This window comes from Hymenobacter ruber (assembly GCF_054783255.1).
This window is the reverse complement of the sequence record NZ_BAAGQX010000002.1, coordinates 1,221,581-1,235,606: the sequence shown is the minus strand read 5'-3', so window position 1 is coordinate 1,235,606 and position 14,026 is coordinate 1,221,581. Positions and strand designations below refer to the sequence as shown.

Annotated in this window: 11 protein-coding genes and 1 riboswitch; of the genes, 6 read left to right on the top strand and 5 right to left on the bottom strand. The window is 61.7% G+C overall.

Annotated elements, in window-relative coordinates; translation table 11 throughout:
• Positions 1-31: 31 nt before the first annotated feature.
• The 3 genes from pnuC (at position 32) to ACYVM5_RS05855 (ending at position 2,687) form a co-directional block, all read left to right on the top strand.
• Positions 32-679 carry a nicotinamide riboside transporter PnuC gene (pnuC, locus tag ACYVM5_RS05865; RefSeq protein ID WP_460617197.1) on the top strand — a complete coding sequence of 216 codons (648 nt, stop codon included), beginning with the start codon at positions 32-34 and terminating at the stop codon, positions 677-679.
• A 120-nt stretch (positions 680-799) separates the two neighbouring features.
• Entirely contained in the window at positions 800-2,257 is a 1,458-nt protein-coding gene (locus ACYVM5_RS05860; protein ID WP_460617196.1) for an aldose epimerase family protein, read from the top strand.
• A 13-nt stretch (positions 2,258-2,270) separates the two neighbouring features.
• Complete coding sequence (locus ACYVM5_RS05855) at positions 2,271-2,687, top strand: GNAT family N-acetyltransferase (protein WP_460617195.1); 417 nt, start codon at positions 2,271-2,273, stop codon at positions 2,685-2,687.
• 89 nt (positions 2,688-2,776) lie between these two features.
• On the opposite strand, the gene ACYVM5_RS05850 is transcribed toward ACYVM5_RS05855, so the two are convergent.
• Positions 2,777-3,001, bottom strand: coding sequence for a hypothetical protein (locus tag ACYVM5_RS05850; protein ID WP_460617194.1), 225 nt, complete (start codon positions 2,999-3,001; stop codon positions 2,777-2,779).
• A 161-nt stretch (positions 3,002-3,162) separates the two neighbouring features.
• A riboswitch (TPP riboswitch) is annotated at positions 3,163-3,266 on the top strand.
• A 62-nt stretch (positions 3,267-3,328) separates the two neighbouring features.
• Between ACYVM5_RS05850 and ACYVM5_RS05845 the strand changes: the two genes are divergently transcribed.
• Complete coding sequence (locus tag ACYVM5_RS05845) at positions 3,329-5,584, top strand: TonB-dependent receptor (RefSeq protein WP_460617193.1); 2,256 nt, start codon at positions 3,329-3,331, stop codon at positions 5,582-5,584.
• Between the two features lie 180 nt (positions 5,585-5,764).
• On the opposite strand, the gene ACYVM5_RS05840 is transcribed toward ACYVM5_RS05845, so the two are convergent.
• Positions 5,765-7,510 (bottom strand): APC family permease, encoded by a 1,746-nt coding sequence (locus tag ACYVM5_RS05840; protein WP_460617192.1) that lies wholly within the window; start codon positions 7,508-7,510, stop codon positions 5,765-5,767.
• Positions 7,511-7,718: 208 nt separating this feature from the next.
• On the opposite strand from ACYVM5_RS05840, the gene ACYVM5_RS05835 reads away from it, so the two are divergent.
• Positions 7,719-8,954 (top strand): acyl-CoA dehydrogenase family protein, encoded by a 1,236-nt coding sequence (locus tag ACYVM5_RS05835; RefSeq protein ID WP_460617191.1) that lies wholly within the window; start codon positions 7,719-7,721, stop codon positions 8,952-8,954.
• A gap of 85 nt (positions 8,955-9,039) precedes the next feature.
• On the opposite strand, the gene ACYVM5_RS05830 is transcribed toward ACYVM5_RS05835, so the two are convergent.
• From ACYVM5_RS05830 to ACYVM5_RS05820, 3 genes are all read right to left on the bottom strand, one after another.
• Entirely contained in the window at positions 9,040-9,408 is a 369-nt protein-coding gene (locus ACYVM5_RS05830; protein WP_460617190.1) for a DUF4177 domain-containing protein, read from the bottom strand.
• Between the two features lie 52 nt (positions 9,409-9,460).
• Positions 9,461-11,257 (bottom strand): FG-GAP-like repeat-containing protein, encoded by a 1,797-nt coding sequence (locus tag ACYVM5_RS05825; RefSeq protein WP_460617189.1) that lies wholly within the window; start codon positions 11,255-11,257, stop codon positions 9,461-9,463.
• 70 nt (positions 11,258-11,327) lie between these two features.
• The gene (locus ACYVM5_RS05820) at positions 11,328-12,464 is read right to left on the bottom strand and encodes a hypothetical protein (RefSeq protein WP_460617188.1); all 1,137 of its coding nucleotides are present in this window, start codon (positions 12,462-12,464) and stop codon (positions 11,328-11,330) included.
• A 397-nt stretch (positions 12,465-12,861) separates the two neighbouring features.
• Here ACYVM5_RS05820 and ACYVM5_RS05815 point away from each other — a divergent pair, with 397 nt between their 5' ends.
• Positions 12,862-14,025 (top strand): acyltransferase family protein, encoded by a 1,164-nt coding sequence (locus tag ACYVM5_RS05815; protein ID WP_460617187.1) that lies wholly within the window; start codon positions 12,862-12,864, stop codon positions 14,023-14,025.
• Position 14,026: the final 1 nt, after the last annotated feature.

The following is a 14,026-nucleotide window of genomic DNA, read 5'->3' as shown; positions in this document are numbered from 1 at the left end:
ACCTTGCGGCTTCATACCAGGCCGTGCCCGCGTGTTTGCTTCTTTGTTGCTCGATATTCCGACTTCGTTTGTGCAGTACTGGCACGCCACCACCGCGCTGGAGCTGGTGGCCGTGGTTACGGGGTTTGCCTGCGTGTGGCTGGCCGCGCGCGAGTCCATCTGGAACTTCCCGGTGGCCATTATCAGCTGCCTTCTCTACGTTTTCGTCTACTACCGGGCGCGGCTCTATTCCGATTGCTACCTCCAGGTGCTGTTCATCGCCCTCAGCATTTACGGCTGGTACGAGTGGCTGTACGGCGGCCGCAACGCCACCGAGCTGGGCGTGACGCACGCTACCCGCCGCGAGTGGCTGGCGGGCGTGGCCTTCGCCCTGACCTTCACGCTGGGTTTCGGCTATTACCTGCATTATAACACCGATGCCTCGCTGCCGCACCTCGACAGCTTCACCACCGCCGGCAGCATCGTGGCGCAGTACCTGCTCACCCGCAAGCGCCTCGAAAACTGGCTCATCTGGATATTGGTCGACCTGATTTACGTGCCCGTGCTCTGGTACAAAGACCTTTACCCCACCAGCCTGCTCTACGCGCTCTACCTGGGGCTGGCTGTCTACGGCTACTGGCAGTGGCGGCGCGAATTAGTGCACCCCACCGCCGTACCACCCACCCCGGCTGCCGTATGAGCGGTTTCGGCCCGCCGATAAATTGACCAATTGCGCCGGGGGACACCCGTGTCATCCCACCCAGATGATGGCTTCCGACGCTTGCTTGCCCTCTGTTTTCCTCTTCACCACCCCAATACGTTGCTCCGCGTTTCCCTCACCGGCCCCGAATCCACGGGCAAATCGACGCTGGCCGCCCAGCTGGCGGCGCACTACGGCACCTCCTTTGCCCCCGAGTTTGCCCGCGAGTACCTGGCCCTGTCCGGCCCGCACTACACCCCCGAGGACCTGGAGGAAATAGCCCGCGGCCAGCTCGCCGCCGAAGCCGAAGCCGCTGCCCGCGCCCGCAACGGCGTATTTTTTTGCGACAGCGACCTGCTGGTGATAAAAATCTGGTCCGAGCATTCCTTCGGCTCCTGCCCCGAGTGGATTCTGCGCACCATCGACCAGCAGCAGTACGACCTGGCCCTGCTCATGGGCGTCGACCTGCCCTGGGAGCCCGACCCGCTCCGCGAGCACCCGCACCTGCGCCAGCATTTCTACGACCTCTACCGCCGCGAGCTGAGCGAGCGCATGTCCAACTTTGCCGAAATTTCCGGCTCCGGCGAGCGCCGCTTTGCCCAGGCCCGGTTTCTAGTAGATGAGCTGCTGCGTACGGCCGCCCACTATTCTGCTGCTGATTCTGCTCTTACTTTAGAAGAACCCCGCATGGCCTACCATCCCGCCCACTACACTCTCAGCACGCCCGCTTGCCAGGCCACGTTTGCCGCCCACGGGGCCGAGCTCACCAGCCTGCGCACCACCGCCGACGACCTCGAATACATCTGGCCCGCCGACCCTGCCGTGTGGGCCCGGCACGCGCCCGTGCTGTTCCCGCTGGTGGGCCGCCTGCCCGATGACGCCTACTCCTACGAGGGCCGTGCCTACAAGCTGCCGCAGCACGGCTTCGCCCGCGACCAGGAATTTGCCGTGGTGCGCCATACGGCCACCGAACTGGTGTTTCGCCTGCACCACGACGAAACCACCCGCGCCGTCTTCCCCTTCGCCTTCGAGCTCACCATCACCTACACCCTGCGCGACACCGAGCTCACCGTGCGTTGGGACGTGCGCAACCCGGCCACCGATGCGCCGCTGCTCTTCAGCATTGGGGCGCACCCGGCCGTGCGCTGCCCCCTGCTGCCGGATGAAAAATTTGAGGACTACTACTTCGAGTTCGACCACCCCGTGACCCTGGAGCGCCACCTGCTGCAAGGCGGCCTGCTCACGGGCCAGACGGCCCCCGTGCTCACCGGGCAACAGGAATTGCCGCTCAGCTACGGCCTGTTTGCCGATGACGCGCTGGTGTTCAAACACTATGATTTCAGCGGCCTCACACTGCGCTCGCGCAAATCGTCCCACTTCGTGCGCTTCCAGTTCGATGGCTTTCCCTACCTCGGCCTCTGGACTAAAGGCCCGGGAGCCAACTTTGTGTGCGTGGAGCCCTGGCACGGCATCGCCAGCGCGGCCGGCAAGCCCGGCGAACTCAGCGAGAAAGAAGGCATCCTGACCCTGGAGCCCGGCCAGGTTTTCACCGCCGCCTACACCATCACTGTCGGCTGATTTCAGTTAGCCAATGCCTGACTCTTTTGATATCCGCCCCGTCCGGCCGGAGGACACGTATGCCCTGCGCCACCAGGTGCTGTGGCCCGATAAGCCGCTGGCTTACGTCAAAATCGAAGATGACAGCACGGGCCACCACTTCGGTGCGTTTCGGCAAGAGGAATTGGTGGCGGTAATCTCCCTGTTTGTGGAGAACGAGACGGCCCGTTTTCGCAAGTTCGCCACCCGGCCCGACTGCCAGGGGCAGGGCATTGGCAGCACCTTGCTCGGGCACGTTTTCACGGAGGCCCGGCAGTTGGGTGCTACCCGCATCTGGTGTGATGCCCGGCAGGACAGCGCCGGTTTCTACGCCCGGTTTGGCCTGCAGCCCGAGGGCGAAACGTTTTATAAAGGCTCCGTGGCTTACGTGCGCATGGCCGTGGCGCTGTGAGGAAGGCATAAGCAAAGAGGAGTTAACAGGCCAAATCCGCCTTCAACGGGGCTTTGGCCTGTTAACTCCTCTTTTCGTAAATCAACTGTCTATATCTCCACCCGGCGGCGGTTGTAGTCGGGCTCCCAGTCGTTGATGGGGCGCGAAATGCCGGGGGGCAGGTCGAGGTCGGGCAGGCCCGGGTCATGGGGTTCGCCACCGTCGTCGTCGCCATCGCTGGGCGGGGGCGGGGGCACTACGCGGCGGCGGCGCGGCAGCACCAGCACGAACAGGAAAAAGGCGCAAATAGCAACGGCGTAGACTAAGCTGAACATGGCGAAAGCGGCTAAAGCGGTGCGGAGTCTATAACGTAGGCCCCCGGCCCGGCGTTCCGCCGGCCGACGTCCCTAAATTAACTGACAGTCAGCAAACCGCCGCCTGCGCCCGCCCTGAAAAATAAAAAAGATGCGCCCCAAAGCGGCAGGCTATATCTTTGCGCCATGTTTAGGGGTGCTGATGTTGTGCACGACATCGGCTGAGATGATACCCATCGAACCTGAACCGGGTAATGCCGGCGAAGGGAATAAACAATCCACGGACGATTCCGCGGCCGCTCCGACCCCTGGGGCGACGGCGCGTTCCACTTTTTACCCAACCCTTTTTTGAAAACTGTACTCTTTGCGGGGGCGGCGCTGTGTGCGCTGGCCACCGCGCCGGCGTGGGCGCAAGTCCCCGTGTCCGGCACCGTGCCCAATGATACGACCATTGCCCGCCGCATTCTTACGCCCGGGGCCATTGTGACGGCCACCCGCGCCACCGACAAAACTGGCACCACCTACCAGAACGTGAGCCGCGAGCAGCTGCAGGCCCGCAACTTCGGCCAGGACATTCCCTACCTGCTCGACCAAACGCCGAGCGTGGTCACGACCTCCGACGCGGGCACCGGCGTGGGCTACACCGGCATTCGCATTCGGGGCACCGATGGCACCCGCATCAACGTGACGCTGAACGGCGTGCCGGTGAACGAAGCCGAAAGCCACGGCGTGTTCTTCGTCGATTTGCCGGATTTGGCTTCTTCCACCCAAAGCATTCAGGTGCAGCGCGGGGCCGGGCCCAGCACCAACGGCGCGGGCGCTTTCGGGGCCAGCCTGAACGTGGAAACCCTCGGCCTGCGGCCCAAAGCCTACGCCGAAGTGAACAACTCGGCCGGCTCGTTTGGTACCTGGAAATCGACCATTATGGCCGGTACGGGGCTGATAAACGGCCATTTTACGGTTGATGCCCGCGCCTCGCGCGTGCAGAGCGAAGGCTATATTGACCGGGGCTGGTCGCGGCTGAAAAGCCTGTACCTGGCCGGCACGTATTCCGATAAAAAGACCCTGCTGCGCGCCCTCGTCCTCACCGGCTACGAAACCACTTATCAAAGCTGGTACGGCCTGGCCGATTCGCTGCTGCACAAAAACCGCCGCTACAACGAAGCCGGCACCGACGCCGGTCAGCACCAGCCGGGCTATAAAAACCAGACCGACAACTACCAGCAGGACTACTATCAGTTCCTCATTTCGCACCAGCTTACTGAGACCCTCAACCTGAGTGTAACGCCGTTCTGGACGCGGGGCGGCGGCTATTACGAGGAATACAAAGCCAACCAGGACTTCGCCAAGTACGGCATCAGCGGGCCGGTTTTCCAGCCCAACGCCAGTGGCAGCCTCGATACGCTCACGAGCACCGACGTCATTCGCCGGCGTTGGCTCAAGACTGATTTGTACGGCGCCACCTACGCACTGCAGCTGCGGCCCACCGCCGGCCGCCTGACCGAGGCCACGCTGGGCGGCGCGTTCGTGGGCTACCGGGGCCAGCATTTCGATGAGCTGGCCTGGGCCCAGCGCGGCACATTTATCCCCGAAACCGGCACGCGCTACTACGACGAGCCCAACGCCCACAAGACGGATTTCAATATCTACGCCCGCGCCAACGTGAGCCTGACCGACGCCCTGGGCATCTTCGGCGACTTGCAGTACCGCACTGTGCGCTACGAGCTGTTTGCGCCCGACGGCCGCCCCGATGGTGCCAAAAGCCAGCAGGCCATCAACTTCCAGTTCCTGAATCCGAAGGCCGGCCTCACCTATCAGCTCACGGGTAGCACGCAAGCTTACGCTTCGTTTGCCGTGGCGCAGCGCGAGCCCACCCGCACCGACTACACCGACACGCCCGCCGAGCGCCGCCCCACGGCCGAAACCCTGTTCAACTACGAAGCCGGCCTGCGCCGCACCGCCGGCAAGGTGCAGGCCAGCCTGAACGGCTACTACATGCGCTACCAAAACCAGCTCGTACTGTCGGGCCACCTCGACGACGTGGGCAACCCCATCCACACCAACGTGGCCGACTCGTACCGCGCCGGGGTGGAGGGCCAGCTTGCCTGGCAGCCGGTATCCAAGTTCACCCTCACGGCCACGGCCACGGCCAGCCGCAATAAAATCAACAACTACACCGATTACCTGGCCGACTACGACAAGGGCGGCGAAAAAGCCACCTATTTCAAGCAGACTAACATCGCCTTCTCGCCCGACTTCACCGCTGCCTACACCGCCGAGGTGGAGCCCGTGGCCGGCCTGAAGCTGGCCGCGCTGGCCCGCTACGCCGGCCGCCAATACCTCGACAACACCAGCACCGCAAGCCGTAGCATCGCGCCCTATTACGTGCAGGACGTGCGCCTGCGCTACCTCTGGCACCCGGCGGCCTTCGCCGGCCTGCGTGAGGTGGAACTGGCCCTGCTGGTCAACAACGTTTTCGCCACCGAATACGTGAACAACGGCTACACTTACGGCTACGTGTATGGCGGGCAGACGCAGTACTTCAACTACGTGTACCCGCAGGCCAAAACCAATTTCCTGGCTTCGCTGAATCTGCGTTTCTAGACTACGGATTCGCTCGGATTTTTCGGATGTCACGGATTTTGTGGACGATTAATCAGTTGAGTTTTCAAACAAAAAGGCCGCTCAACGAGCGGCCTTTTTGTTTGATGTTGTTCGAGCTTTCGGCTACATAGCGCCGTCCACAAAATCCGTGAAATCCGAAAAATCCGAGCGAATCCGTGGTCAGATGATGAGCCGTACGCCGCCCAGCTCCGAAATCTGGTAGGGAAAACGGTCGCCGGGCGAGCCAATGAACATGAAGTTTTTGGGGATGTTCCAGCGCTTCGACAGTTCCTCAATCAGGGTCGGGCCGAAATGGCCTTCCATGGTCACGAAGTCTACTTCAATCTGCTCGTAGGCGCGGTCCAACACTTTAATATCGTTTAGCAACTCCTCGGGGTATTTCTCGCCGGGTTGGAGCAGGGTTACTATTTTGAGGCGGTTGGTAAACTCGTTTTCAACCACGTAGGTCATCACCTTGTTGAGGTTGGCCACGTTATCGCCTTTCGTGAAAAACACGAATTCCTGCCGGGCCAGCTCGCGCAGGTGTCGCTGAATTTTGAGGCGGGCCAGGCGCGCCACCCGCGGCAGGTGCTGCACCAGCCACTCCATGGCCAGCAGTAGCAGCCTCAGAATGGCAATGCGGTTGAGCATGACGGACACCACCGCTATGGCCGGCAGGAAGTATTCGAGGAACACAATCAGGTACTCGGGGTGAATCTTGACGTTGCCGAACAGGGCCAGCAGCACGCCGGCCAGCGCCAGCGTCACCGTCAGAATGCCCGCCACCACCGGGCGCGGCAGGTTGGGCCGCTTGCCCTTCAGCAGGAAATTACCCAAGGCAAAAAAGGCCATCACCGACAAAAACGAGATGGTGTACACGCCCGCCAGCGGCCCCAACTGCCCGTTGGTGATGAGCAGCACCGAAATGCAGAGCAGGAAAAAGGCCAGCAGGATGAAGTAGTTGCTGCCCCGGCCGTTTTCCTTCAGGAAGAACTGCGGCAGAATGCGGTCTAGGGTCATGCGTTTCATCAGGCCGCTCACGCCCACGAAGGACGTGAGCACGGCCCCGCTCAGCACCGCCACGGCATTCACCGAGATAAGCGTGCCCAGCCACGGCCCACCCGTGACGGTACCCAGGTACGAGAGCAGCGTTTCGGTGTGCTGGCCCACTTCTACCATGGGCAGCACCGCCACGGCCAGAAACGCGATGAGCGGATTGAACACCGTGACCACCACCCACATATTGCGCAGCGTTTTCTGGAACACGCCCCGGGCCTGCTCTTCCACGAAGTTGGCCGAGCTCTCGAACCCCGAAATGCCCAGCATGGCCGCACTAAACCCATAAAACAGCGCGTCGGTGATGCTGCCGCCCTTCACCGGCAGTGCAAAGTTGAGCGTCAGATTACTGAGGCCGTGGGTGGCCAGGTACCACCCCGCCACGCCCACCAGCAGCGTGAGCGAGGCCAGGTGCGTGATGAAAATGATGACCGCCACAATCGCCGACTCGGACATGCCCAGAATGGTGAGCAGCAGAAACAGCCCCAGCAGGCCCACCGTGGCCCATATAATGGGCAGCCCGTGCCACAGCGTGTGCAGGTAGTGCATGGCCTCGTTGGCCGAAAGCACAGCTGTGGCCATGTACGACAGGATGGTGAGCGTGGCGGCCAGGGCGGCATTGCGCTTGCTGGTGGTGTTTAGCAGTACGTTGTAGGCGCCGCCGTTCAGGGGCAGCGCGCCCACCACTTCGCCGTAGATTTTGCGAAACAGAAACAGCACCACGCCCACTATCAGCAGGGCCAGCCAGGCGTATTGCCCGGCGTAGGAAATGGCCAGCGCCGACACGTACAGGCACGACGAGGAAATATCGTTGCCGCAAATGGCGGTAGCCTCCAGCTCGTTGAGCTTTTCAGGGTGATGGGTGGGCATCGGGTTGGGCATAGCGCGGCGAGCAGAAAGAAGGGCAGTAGGCTTTAAACGAAGCCGGCAAGCGGGAAGCCATCTGCCAGCCCCAGTAAAGGTGTCGAAATGTAAGCCGCCCACTCCGACTCTGTCCGCCACACCAACTCCCGGCGGCTCCGGCCCGCCTGTTATCTTTACCGGCACATTCCCACCCCTCACCCCAATCCCCGCCCCCATGTCATCCGAAGCTGACGTTCTCTCCCCCCAAGCCAAAGCCCACACTGCCCAGAAAGGCAGCACCAACGCCAACGGCTTCACCGATTATTTTGACCTCGACGGCCTGCTGACCGAGGAGCACCTGCTCATCCGCCAGTCCATTCGCGACTTCGTGAAGAAGGAAATCAGCCCCAACATCGAGAAATGGGCGCAGGACGCACACTTCCCCAGCGAGATGGTGAAGAAGTTCGGCGACGTGGGCGCGTTCGGGCCCACCATTCCGCAGGAGTATGGCGGCGGCGGACTCGACTACATCAGCTACGGCCTCATCATGCAGGAAATTGAGCGCGGCGACTCCGGCATGCGCTCCACCGCCTCGGTGCAGGGCTCGCTGGTGATGTTCCCCATCTACGCCTACGGCTCCGAGGAGCAGCGCAAGAAATACCTGCCCAAGCTGGCCTCCGGCGAGTGGCTGGGCTGCTTTGGCCTCACCGAGCCCGACCACGGCTCGAACCCCGGCGGCATGACCACCAACATCAAGGACATGGGCGACCATTACCTGCTGAACGGGGCCAAGCTCTGGATTTCAAACTCGCCCGAGTGCCAGGTGGCCGTGGTGTGGGCCAAAAACGAGCAGGGCCGCATCAAAGGCGTTATCGTGGAACGCGGCATGGAAGGCTTCAGCACGCCCGAAATCCACAACAAGTGGAGCCTGCGCGCCAGCACCACCGGCGAACTGGTGTTTGAGGACGTGAAAATCCCGAAAGAGAACATCCTGCCCAACGTCGACGGCCTCAAAGGCCCGCTCTCCTGCCTCGATTCGGCCCGCTTCGGCATCGCCTGGGGCGCCATCGGCGCGGCCATCGATTGCTACGAGTCGGCCCTGAAATACTCGCTCCAGCGCGAGCAGTTCGGGCAGCCCATCGGCGGCTTCCAGCTCCAGCAGAAGAAGCTGGCCGAGATGATTACCGAAATCACCAAAGCCCAGCTCATGGCCTGGCGCCTCGGAGTGCTCAAAAACGAAGGCAAAGCCACCAGCGCCCAAATCAGCATGGCCAAGCGCAACAGCGTGGATATGGCCCTGCACGTGGCCCGCGAAGCCCGCCAGATTCACGGCGGCATGGGCATCACCGGCGAGTACCCCATCATGCGCCACATGATGAACCTCGAATCGGTGATTACCTACGAGGGCACGCACGACATTCACCTGCTCATCACGGGTGCCGACATCACCGGCATCCAGGCATTCAAGTAAGCCCTGATTCAGGGGGTGCAATGCCCCAAGCAAAAACGGACGCCTCAGCAATGAGGCGGCCGTTTTTGCTTGATAAAAGAAATCCTTAGCGCCGTTCCATTATGTACACGGTTTCGGTGGTGGCCCCCACGCCCACGGTGCTTTGGGCCACGCTCACCAACCGCCAGCCTTTGGCGGCCAGGGCATTCACCTGTAATACCTCGGCATGGTGCAGGGCCACGGCCACGTCGGTACTGGTACGGTCGGTGCCGGGCTTCACGTTGGTCAGGCGCTGCACCTGCTGCTTGCCATCGGGCTGAATGGTGATGACTTCGGGCACGTAGGACTCATTGCCCGGGCGGCCGCTGCCCACTACCATTAGGTAGCCCGTAGGGGCGGGCGCAGCGTTGGGATAAAACGCCCATGAGCCAGCCACGGCCAGCGTCAGCGCCACGGAGAGAAATGCTTTTTTCATGCGAACGATGGAAAAGAGTGAGGTGGGAGCAAGGCAAAAGTAGCCAACACACCTACTCCACGGCCAGGCGGCGCACCTGCCCGCCGCTGCGCACCAGGTACACGCCCGCCGGTAGCCCTTCCGGCAGCGCCAGCCGCGCCATGCCGGCAGCATTGGCGGTAGCGGTGAGCAGCACCCGGCCCAAGGCATCGAGCACGGCGAGTGGGGCATTTGGGGCGGCACCGGTGAGAGTGGCCGCGCCATGGGCGGGGTTGGGGAAGAGGGCGAGGGCTGGGGCGTTGAGGTGGCCGGCGGTTGTGGCCAACGGGCCGCTGCCGCCATTGAGGCGTACGCTCACCGAAAAGCCTTCGTAGTTGGAAACCACAAAGTCCAGGTCGCCATCGCCGTCGATATCACCCAGGGCTGTGCTGGAGGAGAAGCGGCCCGTGGAGAAATTAGCATTAATGGGCATGGTCGTGAAATCACCCTGCCCATTGTTGAAACGTATCGCAACCACGCCATTTCGCGCTGTAGGGTACCCTACTCCGCTAATTTGTCTGGTAATAATTAGGTCGAGGTCGCCGTCACCATCCATATCGCCCAGCGCTACACTACCTGGATAATAACCTGTCTCGATGCCATTGAGGGAACCTGATACAGAGAAGTGGCCCTGGCCATCGTTAAGACATAAGACAGCCCAGCCGCCAGCCTGGATGGCCATAAATGCGTCCAGGTCGCCGTCGCCATCCACATCGCCCAGCACCAGGCTACTGGGAGGATAGTAGGTAAGGGCAAGGTCAGGAATGAGCGGTGATGCCGTGAAGCTGCCCTGCCCATCGTTGAGGCGCACACTCAGAGAGGCAGGTGCGACGGAGCCATTGTAATTGATTGTGAGCAGGTCCAGGTCGCCGTCGCCGTCCACGTCGCCCAGCGTCAGGTTTCCTGGGCTGATAAAGGCAACGTCGGGGTTGGTGGCCGGGACAGTAAAAACGCCGGCTCCGTTGTTGAGCCGCACGCTCGCGTTATTCCCATTGGATATTAGGACATCCAGGTCGCCGTCGCCGTCTACATCGCCTACTACCGTACCCCCTGCATTATTGGCCACTGCCACCTCCGGCGTATTGCCTGGCACGACAAACGTGCCATTTCCGCTGTTCAGGCGTACGCTCACCATGCCGCTGTCGCTAACGATGAGTAAATCCAGGTCGCCGTCCCCATCCAGGTCGCCCAGCTTCGTGTTGTAGTAAATCCGGCCCACAGCCACATCCGGACCGCTAGTAAACTCACCCCGCCCATTGTTGAAATACACTCTCACCGAACCGGGATTAACCGTTGAGCCTTGGCAAGTCGCGACAAAATCAAGGTCACTATCCCCATCCATATCGCCCAGCACTACTGTTCCTGGATAGTCGTTCGTGGGCACTTCGGGGTTGGTGGCCGGGAGGCTAAAACTCCCGCCCGTGCCCGTGCCGCCCACCGCCGTGGTGAACTGCACCACGCGGCCCCGCGCCAGCGCCCCGCCGCTACTCGCCGCCGCCGTGGTCACGGTGTACTGCACCGTCTCGCCGGGCCGGAAGTCGTAGGCCGACGGTGTGAAGCTCAACGTGCTGCCGCTCACCACGGCCGGGGTGGTGCCGCGCGTGCGTAGTCCGCCCCGCTGGCTGCTAAATACCTTGAGGGCTCCCGCCGAAGCCGCCGTGAGCGGTTGATTAAAGTTGACCGTGACGGGGCCACTGCGGGCCGCCGCCACCGCATTGGTCATCGGAATAACGGACGTGATGACGGGGGCCTGGGCCAGCGCCGCGCCTGCCGGGGCCAGCAGCAAGCCGGTGCGCAGTGCCCAGCGAGGAAGTGAGTAAAAGTTTGTCATAGGAAAAGATGGTTGGAAAGGATTGTTACGGTTTTACAAGAGTAAAGCTAAGCCACCTACGGCCGGAGTATCACTCCGCCAGCAGCTCGGCCAGCTGCGAGATTTCGGCTTTTGCCTCGGCTATTTCCTCATCATCGGGGTGGTTGATTTCGACCACTTCCACGAAGCCGGCCATCATCATCAGCATCACCTCGCGGGCGTGGTGGGCCGAGGCAGCTATTTCTTCCGCGGTTTCTTCGTTTCCGGCGGCCGCGGTGCGCATCACGTCTTCCAGGCTGCCGGCGGCCATCACGTCGGTCACGGTGCTCAGGGCGCATACCTGCGCCGCCTGGTACAGCCGCAGCAGCTCCGAGCGGCTGAGGCTGAATGGCTCTTCGGCCTCCGACGAGGCCAGGCGGGCGGCCAGCCGCTTCAGGGCCTTGCGGCGCAGGCGGCGCACGCCGCCCAGCGCCCGGCCAAAAGCGGTTTCGCCCAGCTCGGCCAGGATGTAGGGCAGGCGCAGGGCGGTGCTCAGCGTCACGCGCTGGCCTTCGTTGAAGGTGACGTGCACGGCTGGTTCTTCTGCGTCTTCGGCTTCGTCGGCCGCATCCAGCGCCTCGGCCTGAAGCTCTTCAGGTGAGTGGCCGGGCGGGTAGTAGGGCCGCAGCGTGTCGTCGAGGCGTGCGAAGATGCTTTCGGTTTGCAGGCGGCGCAGGTGCAACTCCTCGCGTAGCTCGGCATCGGTCCCGGCTAGGTACTGCGCAATATTTTCCAGCAGCGACTCGCCAAAGGTGAGCATGTACTCGCGCGGCCCGGCAAACTCCTCCTCGGGGGCCTGGTTGCGGGCCAGGTAGGCCCGCAGGGGCTCATCCAGGGAGCTTTCGTACACCAGCCGGCCCACCACCACAAAGTCGAACAACTGGAGGGTATGGGCTGCCATCACGCGGGCCAGGCTGGGGTTGTCGGTCACGGCTACCACCAACTGCAGCGTGTCGATGTCGTAGCCCAGCAGCTCCCTCAGGGCCAGGGGCACGGGGTCGTCGTCGTGGCCCAGCAGCATGTAGTTGGCCACGCTGCCGAGCAGCAGCAGCGGCTGCATGGTCTCGTAAAGCTCGGGCGGCAGTAGGGCAATCTGCCGCTGCAACTCGGCTTCGAACTGTGCGGCCTGCTCGGCAGTACGCTCTTCTTCAGCATCTGCGTCCAGGTCGTCATCATCAAAATCGGCCATGGGGGGAGGGCTGAGTTGCCACGCACGATGGCTACGGTAAATTGGGAAGAAAACCTGAAAATGCGGCCTACTCAGCTGCGCCTGCACGGTAAAACTGCCATCCGTACCGTAGTTTTACTCTTTGTTACGCAGCGTTATCGGTGCAAAACTTCGGTACCGGACTTATTCAGCGGCAATACGAACAGCAATGCCGGCGGGCAGTTCAGCTATCTGATATACAGCTTTAACCAGAACTGTCTGTTAGGGCTAGCGCTTCACAGTTAATCTTTCCCACCCGGGGCATCGGCCCCGTACTACAGGGTATTCACGCCCTGCCAGCGCCCCTCTACCCCAGTGGCCGGCACATAATCACCCAATTACTAACCCATACGGGCGCAGTCCCGCTACGCACAGCTCAATGATTAAGCCGCTCACCTCGCTGAGGTTTCTGTTTGCCTTCATGGTGTTTGCCAGCCACATTCAGTTCTTCGATGCGGCCACCTACCCCCGGTATGCCCGCTGGTACGAACTGATAATGGGCGAAGGCTTTATCGGGGTCAGCTTTTTCTTTATCCTGAGCGGTTTCATCCTGTCGCTGAACTACGATGAGCGGCTGCTCAGCCGGCGGGTGTCGTTTCGTGAGTTCTGGGTAGCCCGCATTGCCCGGGTGTATCCGCTGCACCTGGTCACCATGCTGCTGGCCCTTGGCCTCATGCTCTATTCGGCCGAGGAATATGCGGGCCCCTTCCAGAGCATGGCCACCGGGCTCAACGTGCTGTTCACCAACGCCACCTTGTTACAGGCCTTCATTCCGGAGATGCCTTACTATTTCTCCTACAACTGGCCGTCGTGGAGTATTTCGGATGAAATGTTCTTCTACTTCACGTTCCCGTTCGTGGTGTTTCTGCTGGTCCGCAACAAGCTGCTGCTGCGTTTTGGGTGGGTGCTGTTTCTGGCGGTACCATTTCTAATGCAGGTATCGCAGGAAGACGAGTTTCACAAGCTGTTCTACATCAATCCGTTCTTTCGGCTGGTCGATTTTCTGCTGGGCATTGCCCTGCACCAGGTCTACAAGCAGGGCTTCGTGGGCCGGGCCTATCGTTCCCGCCTGGGTGCTACCGCGCTCGAAGTGTTGTCGTTGGCGGCCTTCGTCACGGTGTTTCATTTTCACCGCGACTTCGCCATCGTGTACCGGTATTCGTGCTACTACTGGCTGCCCATTGCCTTCGTAATCCTCTCGTTTTCCTACCAGCGGGGCTACCTGTCGACGCTGCTGTCTGGCCGGACGATGGTGTTGCTGGGCGAAATCAGCTTCAGCTTCTACCTCATTCACCAGCTGGTAATCCGGTGGCTGAAGTACGAGAACGACCATCGCGGGCTCTTCGATAACATGTACGTGCTGGCCGCCCTCATCTTCGTGCTAAGCATAGTGCTGAGCTACCTGTTGCACCGCTTCGTGGAAATGCCCTGCAACCACTACATCAAGGCGCGGTACAAGCGGAGTCGTTTTGGGCCGGTCCCGCCACTCGTTGCGCCGGCCGTGGCCGCCGTGCCGGTAGCAGAAGCCATCCCGGTGCCGTAAT

Coding starts and splice junctions, on each gene's coding strand:
- ACYVM5_RS05815 (WP_460617187.1), top strand. CDS start 12,862: ATGATTAAGCCGCTCACCTCGCTGAGGTTTCTGTTTGCCTTCATGGTG.
- ACYVM5_RS05835 (WP_460617191.1), top strand. CDS start 7,719: ATGTCATCCGAAGCTGACGTTCTCTCCCCCCAAGCCAAAGCCCACACT.
- ACYVM5_RS05825 (WP_460617189.1), bottom strand. CDS start 11,257: ATGACAAACTTTTACTCACTTCCTCGCTGGGCACTGCGCACCGGCTTG.
- ACYVM5_RS05830 (WP_460617190.1), bottom strand. CDS start 9,408: ATGAAAAAAGCATTTCTCTCCGTGGCGCTGACGCTGGCCGTGGCTGGC.
- ACYVM5_RS05850 (WP_460617194.1), bottom strand. CDS start 3,001: ATGTTCAGCTTAGTCTACGCCGTTGCTATTTGCGCCTTTTTCCTGTTC.
- ACYVM5_RS05855 (WP_460617195.1), top strand. CDS start 2,271: ATGCCTGACTCTTTTGATATCCGCCCCGTCCGGCCGGAGGACACGTAT.
- ACYVM5_RS05840 (WP_460617192.1), bottom strand. CDS start 7,510: ATGCCCACCCATCACCCTGAAAAGCTCAACGAGCTGGAGGCTACCGCC.
- ACYVM5_RS05820 (WP_460617188.1), bottom strand. CDS start 12,464: ATGGCCGATTTTGATGATGACGACCTGGACGCAGATGCTGAAGAAGAG.